A 25,835-nucleotide genomic window follows, 5' to 3' on the forward strand; every position below is an offset into this window, starting at 1 on the left:
TTTTTGCTCCCCGGAACTGTCTTATAGGAAAAGAAGGTGAAAAATGGGGACAAAAGAAATATATGATCTTTTAAAAAGATACAGGGAGCATCAATGTACGCCTGAAGAAGAAGAACAGGTTATGCGTTGGTATGATCAATTCAATGATGACGTCGAGAACCTACCGGAAATACCCGAAGGTAAATTAGCCCAATTGTGGTATTTCATTCATCGAAGGATAAGCAATATCACCCAAAAGCGTCGTGTACTTGTATTTTCTCGATATGCCGCGGTGATTGCCATATTATTTATCGTGGGGGCGGGTGTATTTTATTTTAACGAAACACGGAAACAAGAACAACCGGGGTTAGCAAAACAGGATATATTACCGGCAAGAGGAATTGCGGTGTTGCGATTGAGTGACGGTCGGGAAGTACCTTTGGATAAAGTGTTTGTTATCCGGGATAAAGAGGGTGCGATGATTAAGAATGATTCTTTGCAGATATTGGATTACACTTTAGCAGAAAAAAGATCGGAACTCCTTTATAATACGATCACTGTACCCGCGGGAGGGGAATACCGGGTACTTTTGTCCGATGGGTCGAGCGTGCGATTGAATTCTTGTTCTGCGTTGACTTATCCGGTAGCTTTTGCGGGGGATGTGCGGGAAGTGAAATTGACGGGGGAGGCTTATTTCGATGTGGCTAAATCGGATAAACCTTTTATCGTGAATACCGCGAATATTGATGTACGGGTACTGGGTACTTCTTTTAATCTTTCCGATTATACGGCGGATCATGAGGCTTCAGTAACATTGGTTGCCGGGAAAGTATCTGTGCGGGGACGTGATGAACAAAAAGAGTTTAATATTACCCCGGGAATGAGGTTTGAATATAATAAAGAGAACAAGCAGGTAAAGTTGGAAGAGGTTGATCCGGAGCTTTATATTTCATGGATGTTGGGGATTTTCAAATTTGAGGATATGCGTTTGGAGGATATTATGGTCAAACTGAATCGTTGGTATGATTGCAGCGTGGCTTATGAGGATAGTACATTGCAGAATTTACGTTTTACAGGAGCCGCGGAAAAAGATCGCTCGGCAAGTTATTTACTTGAATTGATAGAAACAATCACGGATGTGAAATTCGAAATAAACGGAAAGAATATTTTAGTAGAACATAAATAAAAACAGGGAGCTCTCACCCTCCCTGTCTTTATGGATAACAACATTCACGCAAAAGTTTACAGACGATGTACGTGAATGAGTCATGAACTTTAATTACAAATGTATGAAAAAAAAATGGATCAGTAAAATTTTGAGGTACATGCGAAATCTATTTTTATTATTATTGATTTCAGCCTCTAGTGTTTGGGGTAAAGATTGTTATTCCCAAGGGGCACAGGAGATTTTCAATGTGAAGAGCGGGACGATCGAGTCTATCTTTAAACAAATTAAAAAGCAGAGTCATTACGAGTTTTTTTATAATACGTCAATTTTAGACGTGAAAAAGAGTGTTGCGTTGGATGTGCAAAACGGAACATTGGACGAAATTCTTGAACAGGTTTTGGGGGATAAGTACGTGTATCAAGTGAAAGATAATTATATCTTGATCTCGGAAAGAAAAATGACGATACTCGATGAGGTGAAAAAGATCATCATAAAAGGTATCGTGAAGGACAAGAAAGGTGAAACATTACCGGGTGTATCCGTCGTGTTGAAAGGGACTACGGTCGGTGTGGCTACAGATGTAAAAGGTGAGTTTACGTTGACTATACCGGAGCGGGATTCTATCGTGTTGCGTTTTTCTTTTATCGGGATGAAGATAAAAGACGTGGTTTATAAAAAGCAGGAGCCGATCGTGGTTATTCTTGAAGAGAGTGCAACGGAGATGGAGGAAGTGGTGGTAACCGGTTATCAAGAGATCAAGAAAGAGCGGATGACGGGATCGACGGAAACGATAACGTCAAAGGATATTATGAATAAAGGATATACCAGCGTGGAAGAAATTTTAAAAGGTACTATGGCGGGTGTTTCAACGATGAGTATATCCGGTCGTCCGGGAGCACAAGCAGAGATTCGAATCCGGGGTATAAACTCTTTGACCGGAAGTTCCGATCCGATGTGGATTGTTGACGGGATGCCTTTACAAGGAGATGTGCCTAAAGTTAGTATGGGGGGAACTGAATTTCAAGAAACCGTACTGACCAGTGGTATCGGGAATATAGCTCCGGATGATATAGAGAGTATTACTGTGTTGAAGGATGCTGCTGCAACGGCTATTTATGGAGCCCGTGCTGCAAATGGCGTGATCGTTATTAAAACAAAACGCGGAACTGTCGGTCAATCTTATTTGAATATTCAGGCTTCTTTTGGAGTGAGTGAGGCGCCGGAAAATCGTTTGGTGATGATGAATTCTCGGCAAAAAGTTGATTTCGAGAGAAGTATTTACGAGGACTTTTCGTCTTATCGTTTGGGCGGACGCGTTCAACAGTTACTTCGTGATGCGGATAACGGGTTGATTAGCCGTTCTGATGCGGAGGCTGAAATTGAAAGGTTAAGTAGGATTAATACGGATTGGTTCAAAGAGATATTTCGGGTTGCACAGACTCAAAATTATAGCGCTACGCTTTCCGGAGGGGATGAGCGGACTCAGTATTACGGAAGTCTTTCTTACATGACTCAGGAAGGGGTGATGCCGAATAATAAATATGAAACGGTGGGTGCGACACTAAATTTCACGCATGACTTCAATAGATGGTTACGGATTTATTTTGACGCTAGGAGTTCATTGCGTAATGACCGTAGTTCTGCTTCTGCTGTAAATCCTCTGCAATATGCCACGTACGCTAACCCGTATGAACGTCTTTATGATGAAAACGGAGATTATGCATATGATAGAAGTTATACTTCAGCATTAAGTACTATCCGTGACGGGTATTTGTATGATTTCAATATTCTCAAAGATTTGAACGAGAACACGAATAAAACCCGTTATTTGAGTAACCAGTTGAATCTTAAATTGGAATTTAAGATTATCGAGGGGTTGATGTTTTCGACGATGGGAACATTGTCAAATTCAAACAATCATATGATGTCCGAACTTTTACCCGGTTCATATACTTCCAAATTGACATCTTGGGTTAAAAATGTATATGGTGATGAAACACCGGATTATTTGAATAAAGGTAAACTTTCCGAGTCAACATCCCGTTCTCAAGGGTGGACGGTCCGGAACCAGTTGACTTACGCGCGGGGCTTTGTTGACAAACATTACGTGAATATATTACTTGGGCATGAGGTATCTTCCCAGAAAGGTTATAGCTTTGCCAGTATGCTTCCGGAGTGGAATCCGACATATGGTGTCGGGACATACCCGGATTTAACGGGAATAGAAATCAGTTCAAAAGTGTCCTTCACGAGCTTAGGACGCCATGGAGAATCTCAGGATAGAAGTGTTTCTTTCTTTGCCACGGGGTCTTATAGTTACGAGGATCGTTACATTGTTGCCGGTTCGGCTCGTTTGGATGGTGCGGATATTATCGGTACGAAGAATCGTTTCTCTCCATTATGGAACGTGGGTGGAAAATGGAATTTGCACAATGAATCTTTCATGGAAAATGTGTGGTTTGTTAATCAATTGGCTTTGAGAGTTTCTTATGGATTTACCGGAAGCATAGACCGGAATGCTTTGCCATTTTCGCTTATGATCAGGAATTACTCGAATTATTATTATGATGGAATGGAGTTGATGGATGAATATGTGCCGGGTAATCCTTCGATCAAGTGGCAACGGAAAGAAGATCGTAATTTCGGGTTCGATGCCTCTTTAGTAAATAACCGGATTAATGTAAGCGTGAATTATTATAATAATGACACGAGAAATTTGTTGGATGACAAGATACTGGGGTATTCATCCGGGAAGAAGAGTATCAAGGCAAACGTGGCATCGTTGAGAAATACCGGTTGGGAGTTTTCAGTTAAAACTTTGAATATCCGAACGGATGATTTTAGCTGGACGACCTCTTTTAATTTCGCGACCAATAAAAGTGTTGTGACGGAAACTTATTACAAGAGCGTGGATGAACTGCCCGTGAGTGTACATTCCAACATGAGCTATTTGTACAGTTTGTATATTGAGGATGAACCGGTGTCTGCGTTTTATGGTTTTAAATATGCAGGCGTGGATCCGGCAACAGGGGGAGCTTTGGCTTATATCGATCGCTTGGATGAGGAGGGGAATCAGTTGGGAAGTTTGTACAAGGACGGACGGTACGTGGTGAATATGGATGCAAATCCGACAGGCCAAGAGAAGATGTTAGCCAGAGTATTTTTAGGTGAAAAATATCCGCCTTATACCGGAGGTTTCAGTACTTCATTTACTTATAAAAGCCTCAGTCTTTCTACTAATTTTTCTTTTATGGCGGGGCATCTTATTCCATCATTCCAAAGTATGACGAGTAGCGGAGATATTTATGCTACTTCACAGAATGTATTGGCAATGGAAGCTAATCGGTGGAGGAAACCGGGAGATATTACGGATAAGCCTAAATATCAGTCGGATAACTCTTCTTATTTATATGATATTTATGATTTTAGGTTTGAAAAAGGGAATTATCTGAAATGCACGAATATTTCTTTGGGGTATAATCTTTCACCTCGTCTTTGTTCTTTGTTGCGTTTGACTCGGATGCGTCTGAATTTTAATGTGTCTAATGCGTTCACGTTAACCAAATACAGGGGGATCGATCCCGAGAATAGAGGAGCTTTCGGGTATCCTAGTGCAAGAAGGTATAATTTTTCGGTTTCTATTGGTATATAAAATGAAAATGACTATGAAGAGAATATTATTATTTATATTGGCAATAGGTCTTTTTATGACCGGGTGTAAAGATTTTTTGGATATGCCGCCAAAGAATGTAAAAGTTATTTATACAACTGAGGACGTGAAGGAAGCTATGAGCTTATTTCTAGTTGGAACGACAAAATCGAATGCGGGAGGATATAGTCCAAAGTCGTTAGACAACCTTGTTTATTATGGGGGAGGAAGAATTATTTATCCTTTTTCCCGGTACGTGAATATTTGTGCGGCGATGGCATCCGATGACGTCGAGATGTTGGGGTTCGTGAACGAAAATATGAGTAGTCCAGCCCGTGGAGGCTCTACTTATGCGAGAGAGTTTAGTGAAATTAGAAACTGGGAGAGTTATCGGTTCGCGAATCAGACTTGGAAAGCGGCTTTTCTGGCGGTGGGATATTTGAATAACGTGTTAAATGATTTGAGTAAGGTGCCGGATTATGACAAAACAGAACACGAAAGGATTTCTGGGGAAGCGAGGGTGATTCGGGCATATTATCTTTTTAGGTTAAATGCTCTTTTTGCTCCTTATGACAATAATAATTACGGTATTCCGATGACGCTTGATGCCGAAGTGACTAGCGGTAGTTCCAGATGGAAGCAAACAGATATTTACAAGACTTTGATTCATGAATTGACGGAGGTATTGGAATACGAAACGGTGCCTAAGGTTTCGTGGAATATATTCTATAACGAGCGAATTATTAAAGCAATTCTGGCGCAAATTTACCAATATAAAGCAGAATCATGTGCCGGAGAACCCGATGATTGGAGTAAGGCGGAAACTTATGCCCGGGAGGCTCGTGACGGAGCTCGGATTGAAAACACTGTAGACGAACAAAAGGAGTTGAATTATGCTCCGGCGGATAAAGCTTATTATACGTTAGATAAACCTCATTTGTTTGCTTTGTTAAGAATCGCTCACCCGGGAGACGGGGGGAATAATTACGCTCCTTGGGGTATACCCTCTGATCCGCAACAAAAGGTAAATCCGGAATTGTTTGCGATGTATGATGCAGAAGATATTCGTGTTTCAGTTTTTTTCAAAGTCGTAAATAACTCTCCTTGTTGGGTAAAATTGCAGAGCCGCGGTAGCGTGGATGTTTGTAGTGAGTCCCATCCTTTGTTCCGGTTTTCGGATTTACTTTTGATTGAAGCCGAGGCTAAGGCTCGGCAAAATGATCCGGAAGCTCTTTCACTGTTGAATGAGTTCAAGAGTAGTAAGATACCGGGATATGCCGGTTATCAAGGCAATGATGTATTGGATGAGATTTTACGGGAACGGCGTAAGGAGTTTGCTTTGGAAGAGCAGATGCGGTGGTTGGATATGAAGCGCTTGGGTGTATCGGTGAGTCGGGAAGCTTTGGACGATGATAATAAAGTTCAAGTTTACACGTTAGAAGCAAATGATTACAGGTATGCATTGCCTATTCCGGAGGAATCGGAATTGATGTATAATAATATTTCTCAAAACCCGGGTTGGCCGGCAAGTAAAGAAGATTAAATTGTTGTGATATGAAAAAGATTTTACAATATATATTGATGTCAATTCTTTTTTGTGCTTGTGCAAAAGAGAAAACTACAATTTGGGATTTTGAAGCATCCGTGGATGATATTTCGAGAATCGAATTGCGGGCAGATCATAAAACGCTTTTGCCAAACGGGGAGGCAAAAATGGAGTTTTATCCGTTTGTTTATGGTAAAAAGAACGTGATGAAGTATGGAAAAGATGAAGAGGGGGAGTATATCTCAGAAATGGTTGAGGAAGAGTATCTGATTCCGGATGACCAGTTGCCGAAAGGATGCGTTAAGGTATATGATCAGGCGGGGAATGAAATAAAAGAAAATGTTTATTCTACAACAACGGAGATTCCGGGGACGGTTTTAAATTTTTATGCGAAGGCAGGTGCGATTGAAAGTAATCGTTTGCCGATAACAATCCGGGATTTACCGGATGAATCGTACGATGAAATCGTCGTTCCAGTGATATTCCATATGTTGCTGCCGCCCGCATCGGCCGGTCCGACGTATGACATTTCTCAAGAATATATGGAAAAAGTTTTGGAGGGGGTAAATAATATATTTAATAGACGGATAACGACAGATCCGAATGGAGGAAACGTGAAATTGACATTTAAATTGGCAGTTTATGATCCTTCCGGGGTGAAATTGCAGGAGGCGGGAAAGAATGTGATAAATTTGTCGGAGTCTAATATAAAATATATAGAGGATCAAAGTACCAGTACTGCAAGTTATGTCACTGGATATGATAAATTTATCGTGAGATATAAAAGTACGTGCATTTGGAATCCTGAAAGATATTTGAATATCTGGTTGACAAGATTTTCAATGTATTCAGATGAAGCCGGGACGTATTCTTATGAAACTGCATCGCCTACTGTGATGCACTCAGATTATGATATTGAGTCTATTCCCGGATTGTCTGATGTACAAACAAAAGATAGATTTACTTTATCCGATGTAACGAGTTGTTTGGAGGTTGGTGTGCTTGTAAATTATATGACTTTTTTAAACCCGTCGGTACAAGGGACAAATACATTTACACTAGCAACTGTATTGGCTGAATATTATGGTTTGTTATCAACGAATACACGTTATTATAAGAATTTGAATTCTGATGGGGATATTGATTATTGCCCCGACACGTATACTTCTTATGCTAATTATTATCCTTTGGTGTTCAAAGCAAATAATTTAGAAGGTCAACCAGAGGAACTCGAATTGGAATGGTTTACCTCATTTAACGTGATAGACCGGTATAGTCGTAAAAATTCCGTGAGTATTGATCAAGCATTGCGGATGCGTAAAGTGTTGAAACAATGTCCGTCCCGTTGGGCATATAAATCCGATTGGGCGTTTACCGGGAAGTAATAATTTTAATAGTGTGTGTGAATCTCCCTCCTGTCAAACGGACAGGAGGGGAGATTTTTACTAAAAATCGAAGTTATGAAAAAGAATTGGTATGTATTAATATTCTTCCTAATTATAGGATGTTATGGAGGAAATGAAGAGTTTTTGAATGAAGAAAAGGAAATAGAAGAATTGCAAGGTTCTATTTCTCGTTCTATTAATTTGTGGTCTGATTCGTGTGATATTTGTAGTGCTTTTAATAAGACATATGGTCAGTATAGGGAAATAATGGATGAAGGATACAAAGTTTATAAGGAAAAAAAAGGATGTTGTAAAGATTGTTTCAATCTTGATTTTAACAAGTATGTAGAGTTTCATAATAATTCATATGGCGATAGGATTAATGCACAAATAAAGGCTATTGAGTATACTGGAAAAATGACGTGTCCACAATGTGAAGTATTTATGGATGTTAGAAATTCAATCACGTCTGCATTGTATTCATGGTTGAGGAATATTGAATGGTCAGTGGGCTGCGCCCTAGAGGTTGCGGGCATTAGAAAATGTAAGAATTGGCAAGAAACTCCAAAGGATTCGACGGGTGGAGGTGGAGGAGCACATGATTTTAAACTTCCCGATATTGTGGGAACATATAAATATACTTTAAACCGAAGTACGCAAAAATTATTGGAAGAAATTGGTGGAGATGTTGAAACAACTTGGTTGATGAATGAATTTGACGAATATTTGTTAAGGATTTGTTATGCTTTTCAACAAAGTGATGATCCGATTAGTGCGAATAGAGTTAAACACTTGGGTGGTCAGATAGATTCTGAAGGTAGATTTTATTTGGTCGCTTTTAAAACTTTATATGATTATTTATCAGAAGCTTATTTTGAGCCGGAGTTGTTAACGATTTCAGAATTACAGGCTAAAGGGCGTGATTATCGTGCTATTGTTATAGAGAAAAGTGTTGTGACTTCATCTTATGATGATAACATATTTGGTGACCTTTGGGGATATTTAGGATTTGTCAGTGATAGAACAACTTCATTAACTGAATTTTATTGTTGGAGATTTTAATGTGAGATTTGGCTTTATGTTAAAATAGCGATATTGTGGAAGATAATGTTTATGAGTAAAATGATATTGTTTTTTGCAAATATATAAAATTGTACCTTCAAAAGAACGTTTTTGGGCATAAATTGTTCCTTTGAAGGTACAGTTTTAATGTGATAACGGTGTTATCGAGTATAAAAATCTATTTGCTTCTTAATCGCACGGGTGCAAACCGGACAGAAGTCGTTGCCGGATAGGGTGTTCATCAGACAGTCGGGAACGGGACGGTAGACTCCTTTTTCAACGTAACCGCCGCCTTCATAGACACCGAGTTTTTTCAGGTTTTGGCGATCGATAGGAGTCGGGACCGGGGTATCCTTGTCGAGCATGTCTTTCCATTTTTTGTTGAAATTGACAAGGGTGGTTAAGTTGGGTTCCCAAGGTTCGACGCCTTTGGGGTACATGTCGTTGTAAGAACTGCCGATTTCGACATATTCGTCGCCCAGACCGGCAAAAAGATGTCCGAACTCGTGGACGTAAACTTTGGCGGCGTGCAGGTTACCGTTGATGCTGATGCCGTAGTGATTGTAAATAGCGCCTCCGCCGTATTTCTGGGTATTGGCTATGATATAAATAAAGTCGTAAGGCACATTGGCGGCAAGGTCCCGCAGACTTTTGTGGTCGTAAGTCATGATATACCGTTCGGAATCGAAGGTATAGAATGACGAATTCAATACCGTGTTTTTCCAGATGTATTCACCGGGGATGTCAACGCCGGATTCCTGTGAAGGGGCGAGTACGGCACGGACGTTAAAGCGGTTGCGATTTTCTTTATAAGGGGAGAAACTGAATAACCCTTCCACGAAGCGTTGGCAATCTGCTTTGAATTGTTCCATTTCTTCCGCAGTGTATCCTTCGGGAAGAAGTACGATGTCTACTTTATGGGCGGGATTGCCGATGTAGAGCACGTCGAACGCGGGGTATTGTAAGCGACGGTCCTTTTTGATAAAATAGCTGTCAACATCCACGGTGTATTCGAATTTCTTCACGAGTTTGCCTTTCTTGTTCCGGCTGCATATCTCGATGCGAACGTCATTTTTCGGGAAGGGCATTACGACAGTTTCCAGACAACAACGGCGTGTTGTCTTCGCCTCGTCGGTGGTTTGCCATTCGCCGAAAAGGGTGCAGTACCCGCGGGAATAGATAAGTTGGTTGGTGGCTGCGTCGTACACGTTCACGTAGTAATTCCCGTAGAACATGGTGTCAATTAAATTAACCTTAGAACCACCCCAGTAGGGTTCTTCGAGAAGTTCCTCGAAATAAATTTCTTCATTCTGACTATCGCCACAATGGGCATAATCCATGCGTAATGTTTTGTTGTGGAAATACTTGTCGAATTGAGCCCACGAGAAGTTCGCTTGTAAGAGCAATACCATGCAGGCGATAAGAGTTATTCCTTGTTTCATAGACTTGTTATTTTTTAATATAAATTTTGTACAAAGATAGTTTTTTACTATTTTTCGACACAGAAAAACTGTGTAAAATATACTATTTAGTATGCTAGGGGACGAGTTATTGATAGAACAGTTAAACCGGAAGGAGGTTAAGGCTTTTAAAGAGTTGTTTGACCGCTTCTATCGTTATCTCGTTTTGTATGCCATGAAGTGGGTGGAAAGACAGGAAGAGGCAGAGGATATAGTGCAGGATTTGTTCGTGCAAATATGGGAACGGGACACTTGCTACAGTTCTTATTACGGTTTCAAGAATTTCTTGTATAATTCGGTAAAGAATGCTTGTTTGGATTTCCTGAAACATCGAGAAGTGGAGGGAAAATATATAAAATACACGCTTCGGCATACGGAACCCGGGGAAGAGCCCGAGTTGGAGCTAATGAAGGATGAGGTGTACCGTCGTCTTTATCAGGTGCTGGACGAACTGCCTAAACGGTGTAGGGAAGTATTCAAGTATTATCTGGAGGGGAAAAAGAATAGCGAGATTGCAGAAATTCTCCAAATATCAGAGCTGACCGTGAAGACTCAAAAACGGAATGCGATGAGTTATATCCGTGAGAAATTGGGGACAGCGTATCTGTTATATGTTTTATTTCAATCCGGTTGCATGTAGTTTGGAAATTTCTTTGAAAAAAACTTCATTTTTTTATACTCCTTTTTTTAGCTGTTGTCGTCTTTGGTGTAAAATAACATCAGAGATATGAAGCATTACGATGATAATATAATACGACTTATTCAACTTTACCTCGTGGGTGGCTTATCGAAGGAGGAAGAGGTGAAGTTGGAGGAATGGTTGCGGCAGGATCCTTCACGGGAAAAATTCATGCGAGAAATCCGTGAGGGGCAAAACGTGGGACAGAATTTTAGTACTTTCGAGAATGTGAATAAAGACTTGGCATGGGGAAGTGTCGTTCGGAAAGGGAAAATCGAGATAAACAGATCGCGTCGCTTGGGGTGGTACAAGTTTGTGGCTGCCGTGATGGTACCGTTAATGATTATCGGTGCCGCGTATTATATGAGAAACTATACAGCCTCGGATCAGCAGCAAAGTGTAGAAATCGCCGAGATTACCCCGGGCAAGGGGAAAGCTATTCTTCGCCTGAATGATAACCGGGTGATAGAATTGTCAACCGAACAGGAAAAGCAATTGGATGTTGCCAAAGGAGTTGCCGTGAAGAGTGATGCCTCGGGAATGGTGTATCCGGAACAGGTTGCCGCGGGAGTAACGGAGTATAACGTGTTGGAGGTTCCTCGCGGCGGGGAATACACGGTGACTTTATCCGACGGGACAGTGGTGTATCTGAATTCGGGAAGTACATTGCGTTATCCGGTTGCTTTTGGTGCGGATTTGCGAGAGGTTTCTTTTTCCGGGGAAGCATATTTTGAGGTGGCGAAAGATGCGGAACGTCCGTTTTACGTTGTGGTGGATGACATGAAGATTAAGGTTTACGGTACTTCGTTTAACGTGAATACTCATTACACCGGAAAGGTGCAGACTGTTTTGGTGGAAGGAAAGATCGGGATAGAAACACCGGTTTCCGGGAAGGAATACGAGGTGAGCCCGGGGCAAATGGCATTGTATAACAGTCAGGAGCAGACGATGAATATTAATAGTGTTGATGTTCGTCCTTACGTGGCTTGGAAAGATCGGGTTTTCGCTTTCGAGAAAATGAGCCTTGAGGATATCATGACCACGCTTTCCTTGTGGTATGATGTGGACGTGTTTTACCAAACGTCTAGTTTGAGAAGCCTGCATTTTACAGGGCATTTGGGACGGTATGAAGATATATCCACTATTTTGGATGCGATTTCGGGGGTTACGCGAGTAAACTTTACAGTGAAAGGACGCACGGTTATCGTGTCGGAATAAAAACAGCGGGAAGTGTTGCGAGCACTTCCCGTCATAAATGATAATTACACAATAGGCTTATGTTGCGAGCATTACCTATTGAGAATACTAACATTAAAGTACAAAAGTATGGAAAAAAAACGATTATGTTCTCGGGTTTATTTACCTCGCGGGCAAAAAATGTGGAAGATTATGAAAATTTTTATTTTATTCATGTGTTGCTTCACCTTCACTCTTTCAGCCAAGAGCCTTGCTCAACAAGAAAAAGTGAATCTTGACTTGCGGGAGGTATCGGTAGACATGTTGTTCAGTGAGATTCAACGACAGACTAACCTGCATTTTATTTTCAATAACGAGCAGACGGTGAACTTGGACAAGTTGACCGTAAAAGCCAAGGATGAAACGGTGACTTCCGTGTTAGACCGTGTTTTTAAAGGAACCGGTTTCACGTACACGTTCCGGGATAAGATTATCATGGTTCGTTATGCGGGTGTTCCTGCGGAACAACAGCAAGAGAAGTTTATGGAAATAAAAGGTGTCGTGAAAGACACGAAAGGAGAGCCGGTTCCGGGTGTAACGGTGCTTATCGTCGGTACCCAGTTGGGATGTGCGACGGACGAGAAAGGTGAGTTTCAATTGAAAATTGCAGAACAAGACAGTGTAAAACTGCAATTCTCGTTTATCGGAATGAAGACCAAGGATGTCATGTTCAAGAAAGGCGACAAGAGTCTGAATATCATGATGGAAGATGAAGCCGAGAGTTTGGGTGAAATTGTCGTGACGGGGTATCAACAGATCGAGAAACGGAATTTGACCAGTTCCGTGGTGACGGTAAAAACCAGTGATTTGAAGACTATCGGGGCATCCAGTATCGAACAGATGTTGCAGGGTGTTGTTCCGGGATTGTCTGTTGTGAATACTTCTGCAGGACCGGGTGCGGCTCCGAAGATTCGGATTAGAGGTTCTTCAACGATATCCGGAAATGCAGAACCCTTATGGGTATTGGATGGTGTTATTCTGGAAAATTCTGTACCTGTTTCTGCTGCAGATTTGAATAGTCCGGATGTGATGAATATGTTTAATACTGTTATTGGTGGTGTAAGTCCTAATGATATAGAAACTATCACGGTGTTAAAAGATGCTTCGGCAACTGCAATTTACGGTACTCGTGCTGCCAACGGGGTTATTGTAATAACTACTAAACGCGGTAAAAGAAATAGTTTTAATATTTCCTACCAACATACATCAGCGGTAAGTATTCGCCCGAGTTATAATGATTTTGATTTATTGAATTCAAAAGAAAGGATCGAATTAACCAGACAATACTCGGAAGACGGACTCTGGATCATGGGAACTTGCGGTTTGGAAGGATTATTGCAAGCTTACGCCCTAGGAGATGTGTCAATAGAGGATTTGAATCGGGAAACCCGGGCAATGGAAAAAAGAAATACAGATTGGTTTAAAATATTGTTTCGTAATGCATATACTCAGACTCATGATTTAAGTATTTCCGGAGGATCGGAAAAGACAGATTACTATATTTCTTTAGGTTATAATGGAGAAGATGGGGTGGATAAATCCACTAATTATCAGAATTATAATGGAATGTTGAAAATAAATAGTGAGTTGTTTCAAGGTGTAAACTTAGGGGCTTTATTACAATTGAGTCGTAGAGATCGGGAGAATTATCATAGTGCTATTGATCCTTTTGAATATGCTGTTTCTGCTTCTCGAGCAATTCCGGAACGGGATGATTCCGGTTTGTATTATTACCAGAGTACCCAAAGAGGAATGTTGTTGTTCAACGTGTTGAATGAACTGAATAACACTCACAGCGAAAGTACACAGACGGATGTTAAGGGGATCGTTGATTTATCAGTTAATCTTTACCGAGGTTTGAAATATAAAGGATTGTACAGTTATTCATCTTCCCATTCCACGGCTATAGATTATGCAACAGAATACAGTAACTATATAGCTCAAATCAGAGGATATAATTATGGAGATACTTCTGATAAAGATTTGATTAAAAACTCCGTATTGCCTAATGGAGGAGAATTTAATGAGACTGTTTATGAACAGAGAACTTCTTTAGTCCGCAATAGCTTGGAGTATCGTGGGACATTAGTTCAAGATTTGAATATTGATGTAATGCTTGGACAAGAATTTCGGACAACGAAATATAAAGGGATGGCAACAAATTCTTATGGCTATTATAAAGATAGAGGGGAAATTTTTTATGAGCCTTCATTAAGTTCAACAACGGGGCATTTGAAACGAAATAAGGTTACTCGTGATTTGTTGGAAAGATCGAATATTTCTTATTACGGCGTTTTGTCTTTGATGTATAAAGATCGTTATGTGTTGAATGGTAATATTCGTTTTGACGGGTCAAATCTTTTTGGTTCCAATCCGAAATATAGGTATTTACCTTTATGGTCTGTATCTGGGAAATGGACAGTAAGCGAGGAGGATTTCTTGAAAGAGGAAGATTGGTTAAGTAATTTGGCATTGCGTGCTTCATTCGGGTTGAGAGGGAATATCGTGGAAGACAGTAGTCCTTTATTAATAGCTTCTGCTTTACCGCCTAATCCTAATACCGGATTATTGGAAATGGAAATACAACAGGCTCCTGATCGTGATTTGAAATGGGAAACGACATCTTCATTGAATATTGGGTTGGAATTAGGACTATTTAAGAACAGGTTAATGCTGGATGTAGACTATTACTTGGACAAGAGTGAAGATTTAATTGCCTATTTGGATGTTTCTTCTGTAACCGGTTTTAGCGGACGTAACGTGAATTATGCAGACATGCGTAATCATGGTGTGGATATATCTCTGACCGGTAGGTTAATACAGAAGAATAATTGGGATTGGGTATTGGCGTTAAACCTAGGATACGTGAAAAATAAGGTAACAAAATCTTACGTGACGCCTCAAGCAAAAAATTTGGTGAGAAGTACATATACCCCGGGTGATGTGATGGAAGGAAAAGCGATGAATGCCATGTTCTCGTATCATTTTGCCGGACTGGATGAGGGAGGAACCCCGACGTTCTATGCTGCAGACGGGAATATTTACGGTGTGGATGATGCTGAATTCCTGAGTATTCCGATGGATGTGGCGGGTTTAAAATACGAAGGCGAGCGTGATCCGATTTTGACGGGAGGAATAAACACCAATCTTCGCTATAAGAATCTGAGTCTATCCATGTTGTTTGCTTTCGGCTTGAAGAATGTGGTTCGTTTACCCCAGTTAGCCTATGATAACTATCCGGACGGAGAACAGAATGCAAACAAATCCATTATGAACCGTTGGCGTCCCGGGCAGGATAACACAGGGAAAACAATTCCTCGTTTGAACACGGGAAGTAATTACGTAACTGTCGGAACTGAAGATGTATATGTGATCGATATGTATAACAAGAGTCAAGAGGCTGTCGTGCCGGGAGATTATCTGCGTTTTAGGAATTTAATGCTGGAGTATCAGTTGCCTAGAAAGTGGTTGGATAAGATTGTATTGGGCGGTCGTACTATGGGAAATGTTGCGTTGAAATTTCAAGCCCAGAATTTGTTTGTGGTGGCGAATAAAAAATTGAAAGGATATGATCCGGAGACCGTAAATTACACGACAAATGGTTATGGAGCATTGCCTTTGCCCCGAACATTTACATTTGGCTTGAACGTTAATTTTTAAAGCGAAGAGTTATGAGAAAAAATAGTTTATATAATTTGTTGTTGGTGGGGGTATTGTGTTGTGCTTGTAATAGTTATCTGAACGAAATACCACAGAATAAATTAAAGCCGACGACCATTGATGATTACGAACAATTGCTGAACAGGGGATATATTTCGAAACAAATTATGCCGTATTTGGACGTTTTGTCTGATGATGCGACTTTGGTTCCGGAGTTTTCTGCTACATTGAGTAATACTCGTGCTGCTGATATTTACGCGAGTGCTTACACGTGGAGTAGCAGTCACGAAACATCGATGCCGGATGGAGATAAAGCATTTGAAGCATTTTATAGTAGTGCTTATTATGCCAACGTGGTGCTTGAAAATATAGATGAGGCAACCGGTATTAATACAGACGAGGAAAAAACAAAAGAGTTGCAGGGAAATTTGAAGGGGGAGGCTTATGTTTTGAGGGCTTATTCGTATTTCAATTTAGTTAATTTGTATGCTCCTGCATATAATCCGTCAACTTGTGCGACCGATCCGGGAATTCCTATTAACTTGACAACAGATGTGGATAGAAAGCCTTATTTGCGTAGCACGGTGGAAAAAGTATATGTACTTATAGAGGAAGACTTGAAAGAAGGTATTCGTTTAATGGAGGAAAATCCATATGACAGAGGTACGAAACTCCGTTTTAATGCTCTTTCTGCCAGAGCTTTGCTGGCTAGAGTTTACTTGTACATGCAGAAATGGGATTTGGCGATTGAACAAGCGAATCTCGTGTTAAAGGAGAATTCGAGTTTATTTGATTTGAATGTGGCATATCTGCAAAATCCGTCGATAAATGCCAGCGATGTTTTAAGTGCTTATTATATGTCAGATCAAATGGCTGGGAAAGATTATTTAGCCGTGGATAATTCGAATGTGTTGTTTGTAAGCGGAATTACCGAAAATATCATGGCTTTTGCGGCGCGTAGTTACATGACTGCTTTTGCTGTTAATGAGGATTTGCATAATTTGTATGAGGATGGTGATATACGTCAAAATTATTTTATAAGACAAGTCCGGGAGTTTGGTGACGATGGAATGGTGTACAAATATATTTTTGCCAAGAATCGATATATAGATTATCCTATTGGTAATTTTACGTTTGAAATAAACGGATCTACAGGGTATTCGCGTGTAATCCGGACTGAAGAAATGTATCTGATCTTGGCAGAGGCTTACGCTCATAAGAGTGGCGGACTCGGAAATGCAATTGCCGCTTTAAATACATTGCGACAGGCAAAATACATTGCGGAAGATTATAATGAATTGCGGGAGGAAGATTATACACAGAACACTATTCTTGATAGAGTTTGGTTGGAAAGAAGGTTGGAACTCTGTTTCGAGGGACACCGTTGGTTCGATCTGCGGCGTACAACCCGTCCGGTCATGGAGCGTAGAGGTTATGGAACACAGCAAGCGTCATTGATAGAAAATGATCCTCGTTATGTGTTGCAGATTCCTCAAAAAGAGCTGAATGTTAATCCTGAAATAGGTATTAATCCTAGATAAATACTATAGATATGAAAAGTAAATATATATTGTTATTAGGAATGATCGTTTCATTCATTGCATGTCATGACGAAGATTCTTTGAAATCGGAATACGAGTATGACGGACCAATCCCGGCAATTGCTGACGGACCTTCCGAGGCGCAGAAACTGTGTTATAGTTTGTATCAGAAGTATGATTTGCATACTTATTATACTTTGGCCGGTGACGAAGCATTACGAACTCCGGTGGGGTGGACTCAGACGGCTATGTTTGAGTATTATGCCGAATATTATAACCCGGATATTTATCCGATGCAGGCTGCGGACGAGATGACTTCGGAATCTTTTTTGAAGTTAATGATAAAGTTTCTCGATCTTTTGCCGGAGGATTTAGCAAAAAGTATTTCTAAACGCCATGTTTTGGTAAAGTGTAATCTTGTGCAAGACGACTATTATCTTCCTTGGCCATTGACTATTGCTTACACGGATGAAGCTCAACAGGGAATTATTTATTGGGGGGATATGACTGATGAAATCGGAGAGCAATTGGATTTGTGGAAATATAGTATAACTTCTGCTTATTTTGAAACGAGGACATCAACATATTTTCATAACTATTTGCCTGTGCCGAGTGAATTTGCAAATGTAAGTGCCGGAAAATATTTATATGATTATACAACGGACGAGGAGCAATCAGAAGTATTTGATAATCTGTTCACGGAAGATGGTGATTTGAATATGGATTTTCTCATGAGCAATGGTTTTGTGGATCCTTTTGGAATGATTAAATCCGGCTCCGATAAATATCAGTTTCTTGATATGACAACTTATGCGACGTGGATTGTTAATAATCCTTTAGAGGAAAGACAAAATGCATTGGATAATTATCCATTGGTTAAATTGAAATATGATTTAACGATAAAGTACTATAAAGAGAATTTGAAGCTTGACTTGGAAACTTTTGGCAAATCCTGGTTAACGGTAACTATTGACTAGATGCAAGAGCGGGTTTTCCTATTTTTGATTTAAAACAAATACGGTAATGTTGTTGCGAATGAGAAATAAGATACAGGAGATCAATATATTGATGGAATTTTTAAGTAATAAATTTGAAAAATGAATGGAATGAAAATACTGTATGGGATTATTTGTTTAGGTTTGTTTGTTGCATGTCAACAAGAGGTTGGTTACCGAATTTCCGGTTCAGTACCGGGAACTCCTGACGGGATAAAGGCATATTTATATGATTGGGATACCCCGGTGGATTCTGCCGTGGTGAAAGATGGTAAATTTGTATTGAAAGGGAAAGTGGATGTTCCTGTGCGTTATCAGTTATGGATTGATCTGTCGCCTGAATTGAAAGAGGATTATGAGAAAGATTTACGTGGAACGGATATCTTCATAGATAATACGAATATTCGCTACGATAGCCCCTCTATTGATTCTTTGCCTTCAAGATTGAGTTTCAAGAGGAAAGTGAAAGGAATGGTGACTATTACCGGTTCTCCTGCGCATGATTTGTATATGGGCTTCCAGAAAGAATTGGAGCCGTACGGGGTAAAGCATAATGAAGCATGGAATAAGTACTTGAAGGTTTACCATCTCCCGGCTCTCGACGGCGTGTTTAACACCCGCGAGGGAATCGCTTTGGTGCGGGAGATGCAGGATGCTCAAAAGGGAATGGAACAAATGCAGATGAATTTTGTGAAAACCCATTCTAATTCGCCCGTGGCGGTAGATGTCGCACAAAATATAGTATTTGGCGGGACTCTCTCGAAAGCGGATATGGATAATTTGTTGGCAATTATTGATGCTTCCTTGCATGAAACTCCGGCGTACAAGCAATTGAAAGAGTTCGTTGAGACTCTCTATCCTACAGCTATTGGAGAGAAATACACGGATATTAACTTGTTGGACGAGAACGGCAAGGAGGTGAAGTTGTCCGATTACGTGAAGCCCGGGCAATACAATATGGTGGAGTTTTGGGCTTCTTGGTGCGGTCCCTGTCGGGGAGAAATACCTCACTTGCGCCACGTGTACGATGTCTATGGAAAGGGGAATGACGGGTTGAATATGATCAGTGTTTCGATTGATGAACGGGATAAAGATTGGAAAAAGGCTCTTCAAGAGGAAGGTATGAAATGGATACAGTTGAATGATAATAAGGGATGGTCGGGTGACGTGGTAACAAAATATAAAGTGAATGGAGTCCCTTTCTGTTTGATCCTTGATAAAGAAGGAAAGATTATCGCTCGTGAAGTGCGAGGGTCAGAATTGGATATTGTATTGATCGACCATTTGGGAGATCGTTATGAAAAATAATAGTTTCTCGTAAACATGCAGCGGAAAACCCTTCCCGGTTCTAAAAGAGAACATTGGGAAGGGTTTTGTTTTTATTCCTTGTAATATACCCGTTTTACGCGGTGGGAAATACCCGTGAGAATTTCATAAGGGATGGTTCCCAGTTGTTCCGCCAATTCGGTGACGGGGATGTGTTTCCCGAATATTTCCACTTCATCACCGATGGTGGCATCCGTGTCGGTGACGTCGATCATGCAGGTATCCATACAGATATTCCCGATGATGGGTACCCGTTTTCCTTTCACGAAGACGTGTCCGACACGATTGCTCAAGTGGCGGTTCAGACCGTCGGCGTATCCCACGGTAATGACCGCGATACGGGAGGGACGGGTGGTAAAGCTTTTACGACCGTACCCGATGGATTGTCCTTCCGGTACTTCCCGGATAGAGGAGATGTATGTCTTGAAACTGCTCACGGGTTGGAGGGGGGCATTGGTGGCACTGATCCCGTGTAGTCCGATGCCGAGGCGCACCATGTCAAAATGGTATTGCGGAAAACGTTCGATACCTGCGGAGTTCAAGATATGACGCCATATCTTGTAATCGAATCGGGCTTGTATATGTTCCGTCATACGCTCGAATAACTGGATTTGACCGAGCGTGAATTTGTCGTGTATCGTTTCGTCACTTCCGGCGAGGTGCGAGAAGATCGACCGGATATAGACGGAGCGTTCCGAGCGGAAGAAGTCCAACAACCGGGGTAAATCTCTCTCGTCAAAACCGGAGCGGTTCATGCCCGTGTTCAGTTTGATATGCACGGGAAAACGTTTGATGCCGTGTTTTGCCAGTGAACGGTTGAAGTCTTCAAGAATATCCAAGGCATATATTTCCGGTTCGAGGTTGAACATGATCATATTGTCGAACGCCTCCCGTTCGGGATTCATCACGGCGATAGGAATGGTGATTCCCGCGGCACGTAATTCAATGCCCTCGTCCGCGAATGCCACCATGAGATAATCCACCCGATGGTATTGCAATAGAGAGGCAATTTCCCGGGAGCCGCTTCCGTACGAGAACGCTTTCACCATGACGGCGATGTGCGCGTCGGTCAGGGAACGGAAATGATTCAGGTTATGAACCATGGCGTCCAGATCGACTTCCAGTATCGTACCGTGGGATTGTTTTTGCAGGAATCCGGCGATAAACTCGAATTGGAATACCCGTGCCCCCTTAATCAGAATGACCTGTTCTTTGAAATTCTCCCGTTCTTCTTGGCGCAGGAAATGTTCCGTGTCCTCGTAAAAGCGGGAATTGGGGGCGAAGTCATGGCGGTGGTCACTTAAATGTTTCCCGATACCGATAAATAGTGAAACATTGGCTTGTCGTAGCGTTTCGGCAATGGAAGGATATAAATCGTCGGCTTCTTTGCCGGAATCCATGAAATCGGAAAGGATGACTACCCGTTCTTTCGAGGTGTCTTGTGTAGCCAGAATGTTTAAGGCTAACTGAAACGAGGAAGGATCCGAGTTATAGTAGTCATTCACGAGCGTACAATTGTTGATGCCTTCCTTGATTTCAAGGCGCATGGCTATTGCCGAAAGTTGAGCTACCCGGGAAACGATGATTTCGGGGGCGTATTTTTTCAGCAGTAAAACGCAGACTGCGTTCATGCAGTTCTCGAATGACGCGATGTCGGCGAACGGGATGTCGAGAATGAACGACTGTTGCCCGTGTGTAACTTTTACTTCCCGGTGGTCGAGAGCAATATTCATGGTCTGCACCTGTACGTCAGCTTCAATTTCTTCGCTCCACGTGAAGAATGAAGTGGTGGTGGGTACTTGTGTGCGGATGAATTGCATGACATTTCCCGCTTGTCCGATCACCCACCGGCACGTGGTGAACAGGCGGGCTTTTTCTGCCAGTTTCTCTTCCCGGGAAGAGAAATTCTCGTCGTGGGCATCACCCAGATGCGTGAATATCCCGATATCCGGACGAATCATATGTTGGAGTCGTTGCATTTCTCCCTTTTGGGATATACCTGCCTCGATAATGGCGATGTCTGCTTTCGTGTCGATTCCCAGCAAAGAGAGCGGCACGCCGACTTGCGAGTTGTAACTCCGGGGACTGCGATACACGGCGTGGTCGTTAGCCAATAATTGATATAACCACTCTTTCACGACAGTTTTGCCGTTACTTCCCGTGATACCGATCACTTCCGCCCGTGATTGTTGGCGATGAAAGGCAGCCAGTTGTTGTAGGGCAGTCAGGACATCTTTAACTAGGATGAAATTCGCTTCCGGAAGATGGTCGAATTCTGCCCGGTATTCACTGATAACGAAAGCCCTTATTCCATCAGAGTAAAGCGTTTGTATGTAATCGTGACCGTTGTGGTTATTCCCTTTTAGTGCAAAGAACAGCGTATGCTCCGGGGTGATGATAGAACGGCTGTCAATGCTGTATTCCGTGATTTCGACCGGAATACCTTGTCGTAATTCTCCTTCTATGATGTCGGCAATCTCTTTCATAATTGAAAATTGAAAATACACCAACAAAGCTACGGATTTTAGGTTTTAGATTTTAGATTTTAGAGGGGAAAATTTCTAGCGTTCGTGTAGGTGCATGAATGGGCTTCAATTAGAGTAATGGGGCGAAAAGACGGGCGAGGGATTCGCGGATTTTATCTCTTTTTGGACGGAATTTCCATTGATGGAGGCTGACTTCGTGGCTTTCTTTCAAGTCGTTGAGGAAGTCGGAGCCGAGTTGGCGACTGACGTTACGGTCGTAGAGGATGAGGTTGACCTCGAAGTTTTGCTCGAAGCTGCGGATGTCCATGTTGGCGGTACCGACGGAGGACACGAGCCCGTCCATGACGATTACTTTGCTATGGTTGAATCCTTTGCGATACTGGAATACCCGGACGCCGGCTTCCAGCAGTTCTTCGATATAGGAACGGGTGCACCAGTAGGTCAGCAGGGAATCCGATTTGTACGGTATCATGATACGGACATCGACTCCGCTCATGGCGGCGGTTTTCAGCGAGTTGATGGTGGTTTCCCCCGGCATGAAATAAGGCGTGGAGATGAAAACGTATTTTTTCGCCATGTTGATAAGCGTGAAATAAGCCTGTTGGATGGAAGTCCAGTCGCTGTCGGGTCCGGAAGCCACGGTTTGAATCACCACGTTGCCGTCCGCCTTTTTGTTCGGGAGGTATTCCGCCTTGTTCAGTAGAAGTTCCTGCCGCACGAAATACCAGTCGAAAAGGAACACGACTTGAAGCGAGGTAACGGCTTCTCCTTTGACTTTCAGATGGGTGTCGCGCCAGATTCCTATGCCGGGTAACCCGTACAGGTAACGGTCCGCGAAGTTCAGACCGCCGATGAATCCGGTGTCACCGTCAATGACGATGATCTTGCGGTGATTGCGGTAGTTTGCCTTGTTGGTGAACAAGGGAAAACGCACGGGAAGGAACGGGTAAACCTGTATGCCTGCTTCCCGCATTTCACGGATATAGCTTTTGGGTAATTGCCATGAACCTACGTCGTCGAAAATCACTCTGACCTCAACGCCTTCTTTCGCTTTTTGGATTAAGAGGCTCTTCAATTTGTCGCCGAGTTCTCCTTTCTCGATGATATAATATTCAAGATGGATGTATTTTTTAGCTTTGGCTATGGCTTTGAAAATAGAACCGAAAGTTTCTTCCCCGTTGTTCAGAATCTCTGCCGTGTTGTTGCGGGAGAGAAGTGCTTTGCTGTTATTGAGGAGCAAGGTCATCAAGGGCTTCACGGCTTCCATGTCGGCTTTCTTTAGTAGTTCGGCTTTCTGGATGCGTTGTTTTTGGTCTTCGCTCATGTACTGCAACCACTTGAAGTCACCTAATCCTTTCATGGAGAACATCTTGACCTTGCGATAGTTCATGCCGAAATAGATATAGAACAATAACCCGAAACCGGGTGCGAGCACGAGCACGAGTATCCACGCCAGAGTACGTACCGGATTTCTGTTTTCCAGTATAATCGTGTAAATGATAGCCAAAATAGCCAATATATATAACACGACACCCACGTCTGCCACTATGTTTACCCAGTTCGCCAAATTAATTTTCAATTTTCAATTTTCAATTTTCAATTAAACCGTATCTTTGTTTTATGAATACGATGTTTAATTTACAGCAATACGCATTACAGGAACTAAAAGATACCTACAATGAGCATGAAATAAAATATTTGTGTTCACATCTTTTTTGTAAGATGTTGCATTGTACAAATATAGAAATACATCTTAATAAATACGAATTATTGGAGAAAAGGTTTGTTGATAATTTTGTGGCGATGGTGGCGGAATTGAAGACAAACAAACCGGTTCAGTACGTGTTGGGAGAAACAGAGTTTTTGGGTGTTGATATTCAGTTGAATAACGAAACGTTGATTCCGCGTCCCGAGACGGAGGAGTTGGTGATGTGGGTTGCTGGAAGTGGTTTACGCGCGGGAGCCAAGGTACTCGACGTGGGAACCGGAAGCGGATGTATTATTATAACCTTGGGTAAAATGATACAGGGATTGGAGTTGCATGGTGCGGATATTTCCGCGGAGGCAATCCGTCAGGCGAGAGAGAATGCCCGGATAAACGGGGTAGAGGTGCATTTCTATGAAAGGGATATTTTGCGGCATGAAACGTGGGATTGGCCGGATTTTGACGTCATCGTGAGTAATCCTCCTTACGTACGAATTTCGGAGAAAGCTTTGATGCATGAGCGGGTGTTGGGGTATGAGCCGCATCGGGCGCTTTTCGTGGCGGATGAAGACCCGTTGGTATTTTATCGGGTAATAGCGGAATTCGGGCGTTCGCATTTGAAATCCGGAGGACTCCTGTTTTTCGAGATCAATGAGGCTTTCGGGAAAGAGATGCTCGATTTACTTTCGGGTATGGGATACCGGGAAGTGGAGTTACGGAAAGATATTCATGACAGGGACAGGATGATAAAAGCGAAATGGACGAAGTGATTCAATGATTTACGATTTTAAATTTGATTAAGTGGACGCGAAGAAGGCTTTAAATATAGTGGCGGGGCAATGCAGTAAGAAAGAATATTGCAGTGCTGACGTGTTGGCTAAATTGCGGCGTTGGGAGTTGCCGGAGAAAGATATCGCGGAGATTATGGCATTTCTGGTGAAGAATAGATTTTTGGATGATACCCGTTTTGCCGAGGCCTATGCCCGGGATAAGTTCCGTTTTAATCGCTGGGGAAAACTGAAGATCGCGCAAATGCTGCGCCGGAAACAAGTTGCAGATAGTGTTATTGGGCAAGCGCTTGCCGCGTTACCGGAGGAAGATACGGATGCCACCTGTATGGAGTTATTGCGTCAGAAGAACAAGAGTATAAAGGACGAGGAGCCTTATAAGCGAAAAGCTAAACTCATTCGTTTTGCCCTGAGCCGGGGCTTCGAGTACGAAACGGTTAACCGGTGTTTATCCCATCTCGCTCACTTTCTCTAGGGCGTCCATGTCCGTGATCTTGATTTGCTTGCCGGAGAGTTCCACGATACCTTCCGAGGCAAAGTTGGATAGCGTGCGGATGGCATTGGAGGTGGTCATGTTCGACAAGTTGGCGATATCTTCCCGCGAGAGGCAGATTTTTAACGTGCTGTTGTCATCCTCGAACCCGTAGGTATCTTTCAGCACGAGTAGGGCTTCTGCCAAACGCCCGCGGATGTGCTTTTGGGTGAGGGTTACCGTGCGACGGTTGGAGAATCCCAAGTCCGTGGCAAGTGCCCGGATAACGTTCATGGCAACATCCGAGTTGCTGCGCACGATACCGAATACCAGTTCGGTTTTCATGATACAGACGATAGAATCTTCAAGGGCTTCAGCCGAGGCAATATGGTTTTCCTCGGCGAAGAAAGCCCGATAGCCGATGAAACCCACGGGCTTTGCCATGCGAACGATTTGTTCCCTGCCGGCGATTCCTTTTTTCATGATCTTGGCTTTTCCGGTGATAAGACAAAGCAACCCGAAAGGTTTATTGCCTTCCTCGTATATCAGATCGCCTTTCCGATACATTTTGCAAATGGTGGTCTGGCGAATGATACTTTTACTGCTTTCGTCAAGATTGGCAAAAAGAGAGTTGGGACTGTCAATGCAAATGTTGCAATATTTTTTATGTAATTCTTTGTCTTTAATCGTTCTCATGG

At 42.2% G+C, this 25,835-nt stretch carries 17 protein-coding genes; 13 read left to right on the forward strand and 4 right to left on the reverse strand.

What is annotated here, in order from left to right:
• The first annotated feature begins 43 nt into the window (after positions 1-43).
• From ACK8P8_RS08480 to ACK8P8_RS08500, 5 genes are all read left to right on the forward strand, one after another.
• Complete coding sequence (locus tag ACK8P8_RS08480) at positions 44-1,165, forward strand: FecR family protein (protein WP_369859030.1); 1,122 nt, start codon at positions 44-46, stop codon at positions 1,163-1,165.
• 139 nt (positions 1,166-1,304) lie between these two features.
• Positions 1,305-4,799: a SusC/RagA family TonB-linked outer membrane protein gene (locus ACK8P8_RS08485; protein ID WP_410025763.1), complete on the forward strand. Its 3,495-nt coding sequence runs from the start codon at positions 1,305-1,307 to the stop codon at positions 4,797-4,799.
• Between the two features lie 13 nt (positions 4,800-4,812).
• Complete coding sequence (locus ACK8P8_RS08490) at positions 4,813-6,339, forward strand: RagB/SusD family nutrient uptake outer membrane protein (RefSeq protein WP_227216754.1); 1,527 nt, start codon at positions 4,813-4,815, stop codon at positions 6,337-6,339.
• Between the two features lie 11 nt (positions 6,340-6,350).
• Positions 6,351-7,727, forward strand: coding sequence for a hypothetical protein (locus tag ACK8P8_RS08495; RefSeq protein WP_227216753.1), 1,377 nt, complete (start codon positions 6,351-6,353; stop codon positions 7,725-7,727).
• Positions 7,728-7,802: 75 nt separating this feature from the next.
• Positions 7,803-8,789 (forward strand): hypothetical protein, encoded by a 987-nt coding sequence (locus ACK8P8_RS08500; RefSeq protein ID WP_227216752.1) that lies wholly within the window; start codon positions 7,803-7,805, stop codon positions 8,787-8,789.
• A gap of 161 nt (positions 8,790-8,950) precedes the next feature.
• Here ACK8P8_RS08500 and ACK8P8_RS08505 read toward each other — a convergent pair whose 3' ends face one another.
• Complete coding sequence (locus ACK8P8_RS08505) at positions 8,951-10,231, reverse strand: M64 family metallopeptidase (protein ID WP_369859028.1); 1,281 nt, start codon at positions 10,229-10,231, stop codon at positions 8,951-8,953.
• Between the two features lie 91 nt (positions 10,232-10,322).
• On the opposite strand from ACK8P8_RS08505, the gene ACK8P8_RS08510 reads away from it, so the two are divergent.
• The 6 genes from ACK8P8_RS08510 (at position 10,323) to ACK8P8_RS08535 (ending at position 19,668) form a co-directional block, all read left to right on the forward strand.
• Positions 10,323-10,889, forward strand: a complete 567-nt coding sequence (locus ACK8P8_RS08510) for an RNA polymerase sigma-70 factor (protein WP_369859027.1) — start codon at positions 10,323-10,325, stop codon at positions 10,887-10,889.
• A gap of 87 nt (positions 10,890-10,976) precedes the next feature.
• The gene (locus ACK8P8_RS08515) at positions 10,977-12,146 is read left to right on the forward strand and encodes a FecR family protein (protein ID WP_369859026.1); all 1,170 of its coding nucleotides are present in this window, start codon (positions 10,977-10,979) and stop codon (positions 12,144-12,146) included.
• Positions 12,147-12,317: 171 nt separating this feature from the next.
• On the forward strand, positions 12,318-15,824 hold the full coding sequence (locus ACK8P8_RS08520) for a SusC/RagA family TonB-linked outer membrane protein (protein WP_186978229.1): 3,507 nt from the start codon (positions 12,318-12,320) through the stop codon (positions 15,822-15,824).
• Positions 15,825-15,835: 11 nt separating this feature from the next.
• Entirely contained in the window at positions 15,836-17,365 is a 1,530-nt protein-coding gene (locus ACK8P8_RS08525; protein ID WP_186978227.1) for a RagB/SusD family nutrient uptake outer membrane protein, read from the forward strand.
• An 11-nt stretch (positions 17,366-17,376) separates the two neighbouring features.
• Positions 17,377-18,342, forward strand: coding sequence for a hypothetical protein (locus ACK8P8_RS08530; protein WP_186978225.1), 966 nt, complete (start codon positions 17,377-17,379; stop codon positions 18,340-18,342).
• 129 nt (positions 18,343-18,471) lie between these two features.
• Positions 18,472-19,668, forward strand: coding sequence for a TlpA disulfide reductase family protein (locus ACK8P8_RS08535; RefSeq protein WP_186978223.1), 1,197 nt, complete (start codon positions 18,472-18,474; stop codon positions 19,666-19,668).
• Between the two features lie 71 nt (positions 19,669-19,739).
• Here the strand turns inward: ACK8P8_RS08535 and ACK8P8_RS08540 are convergent, their stop codons facing one another.
• The gene (locus tag ACK8P8_RS08540) at positions 19,740-22,172 is read right to left on the reverse strand and encodes a bifunctional UDP-N-acetylmuramoyl-tripeptide:D-alanyl-D-alanine ligase/alanine racemase (protein WP_369859025.1); all 2,433 of its coding nucleotides are present in this window, start codon (positions 22,170-22,172) and stop codon (positions 19,740-19,742) included.
• A gap of 109 nt (positions 22,173-22,281) precedes the next feature.
• Complete coding sequence (gene cls, locus ACK8P8_RS08545) at positions 22,282-23,751, reverse strand: cardiolipin synthase (protein WP_369859024.1); 1,470 nt, start codon at positions 23,749-23,751, stop codon at positions 22,282-22,284.
• Between the two features lie 50 nt (positions 23,752-23,801).
• On the opposite strand from cls, the gene prmC reads away from it, so the two are divergent.
• Both prmC and ACK8P8_RS08555 read left to right on the forward strand, forming a co-directional pair.
• Positions 23,802-24,647, forward strand: coding sequence for a peptide chain release factor N(5)-glutamine methyltransferase (gene prmC / locus ACK8P8_RS08550; RefSeq protein WP_410025810.1), 846 nt, complete (start codon positions 23,802-23,804; stop codon positions 24,645-24,647).
• A 31-nt stretch (positions 24,648-24,678) separates the two neighbouring features.
• Positions 24,679-25,140: a regulatory protein RecX gene (locus ACK8P8_RS08555; protein ID WP_303179736.1), complete on the forward strand. Its 462-nt coding sequence runs from the start codon at positions 24,679-24,681 to the stop codon at positions 25,138-25,140.
• Here ACK8P8_RS08555 and ACK8P8_RS08560 read toward each other — a convergent pair.
• Positions 25,114-25,833, reverse strand: a complete 720-nt coding sequence (locus ACK8P8_RS08560; RefSeq protein ID WP_186978209.1) for a Crp/Fnr family transcriptional regulator — start codon at positions 25,831-25,833, stop codon at positions 25,114-25,116. The two genes, ACK8P8_RS08555 and ACK8P8_RS08560, sit on opposite strands and share 27 nt — an antisense overlap.
• Positions 25,834-25,835: the final 2 nt, after the last annotated feature.

Source organism: Butyricimonas muris (assembly GCF_046365375.1).
GTDB lineage: Bacteria > Bacteroidota > Bacteroidia > Bacteroidales > Marinifilaceae > Butyricimonas > Butyricimonas muris.

Bases quoted from the DNA above. Each gene is read 5' to 3' on its own strand.
- ACK8P8_RS08495 (WP_227216753.1), top strand. From the start codon at position 6,351: ATGAAAAAGATTTTACAATATATATTGATGTCAATTCTTTTTTGTGCT.
- ACK8P8_RS08535 (WP_186978223.1), top strand. From the start codon at position 18,472: ATGAAAATACTGTATGGGATTATTTGTTTAGGTTTGTTTGTTGCATGT.
- ACK8P8_RS08515 (WP_369859026.1), top strand. From the start codon at position 10,977: ATGAAGCATTACGATGATAATATAATACGACTTATTCAACTTTACCTC.
- ACK8P8_RS08480 (WP_369859030.1), top strand. From the start codon at position 44: ATGGGGACAAAAGAAATATATGATCTTTTAAAAAGATACAGGGAGCAT.
- ACK8P8_RS08500 (WP_227216752.1), top strand. From the start codon at position 7,803: ATGAAAAAGAATTGGTATGTATTAATATTCTTCCTAATTATAGGATGT.
- prmC (WP_410025810.1), top strand. From the start codon at position 23,802: ATGTTTAATTTACAGCAATACGCATTACAGGAACTAAAAGATACCTAC.
- ACK8P8_RS08485 (WP_410025763.1), top strand. From the start codon at position 1,305: ATGCGAAATCTATTTTTATTATTATTGATTTCAGCCTCTAGTGTTTGG.
- ACK8P8_RS08525 (WP_186978227.1), top strand. From the start codon at position 15,836: ATGAGAAAAAATAGTTTATATAATTTGTTGTTGGTGGGGGTATTGTGT.
- ACK8P8_RS08510 (WP_369859027.1), top strand. From the start codon at position 10,323: ATGCTAGGGGACGAGTTATTGATAGAACAGTTAAACCGGAAGGAGGTT.
- ACK8P8_RS08505 (WP_369859028.1), bottom strand. From the start codon at position 10,231: ATGAAACAAGGAATAACTCTTATCGCCTGCATGGTATTGCTCTTACAA.
- ACK8P8_RS08540 (WP_369859025.1), bottom strand. From the start codon at position 22,172: ATGAAAGAGATTGCCGACATCATAGAAGGAGAATTACGACAAGGTATT.
- ACK8P8_RS08490 (WP_227216754.1), top strand. From the start codon at position 4,813: ATGAAGAGAATATTATTATTTATATTGGCAATAGGTCTTTTTATGACC.
- ACK8P8_RS08520 (WP_186978229.1), top strand. From the start codon at position 12,318: ATGAAAATTTTTATTTTATTCATGTGTTGCTTCACCTTCACTCTTTCA.
- ACK8P8_RS08560 (WP_186978209.1), bottom strand. From the start codon at position 25,833: ATGAGAACGATTAAAGACAAAGAATTACATAAAAAATATTGCAACATT.
- ACK8P8_RS08530 (WP_186978225.1), top strand. From the start codon at position 17,377: ATGAAAAGTAAATATATATTGTTATTAGGAATGATCGTTTCATTCATT.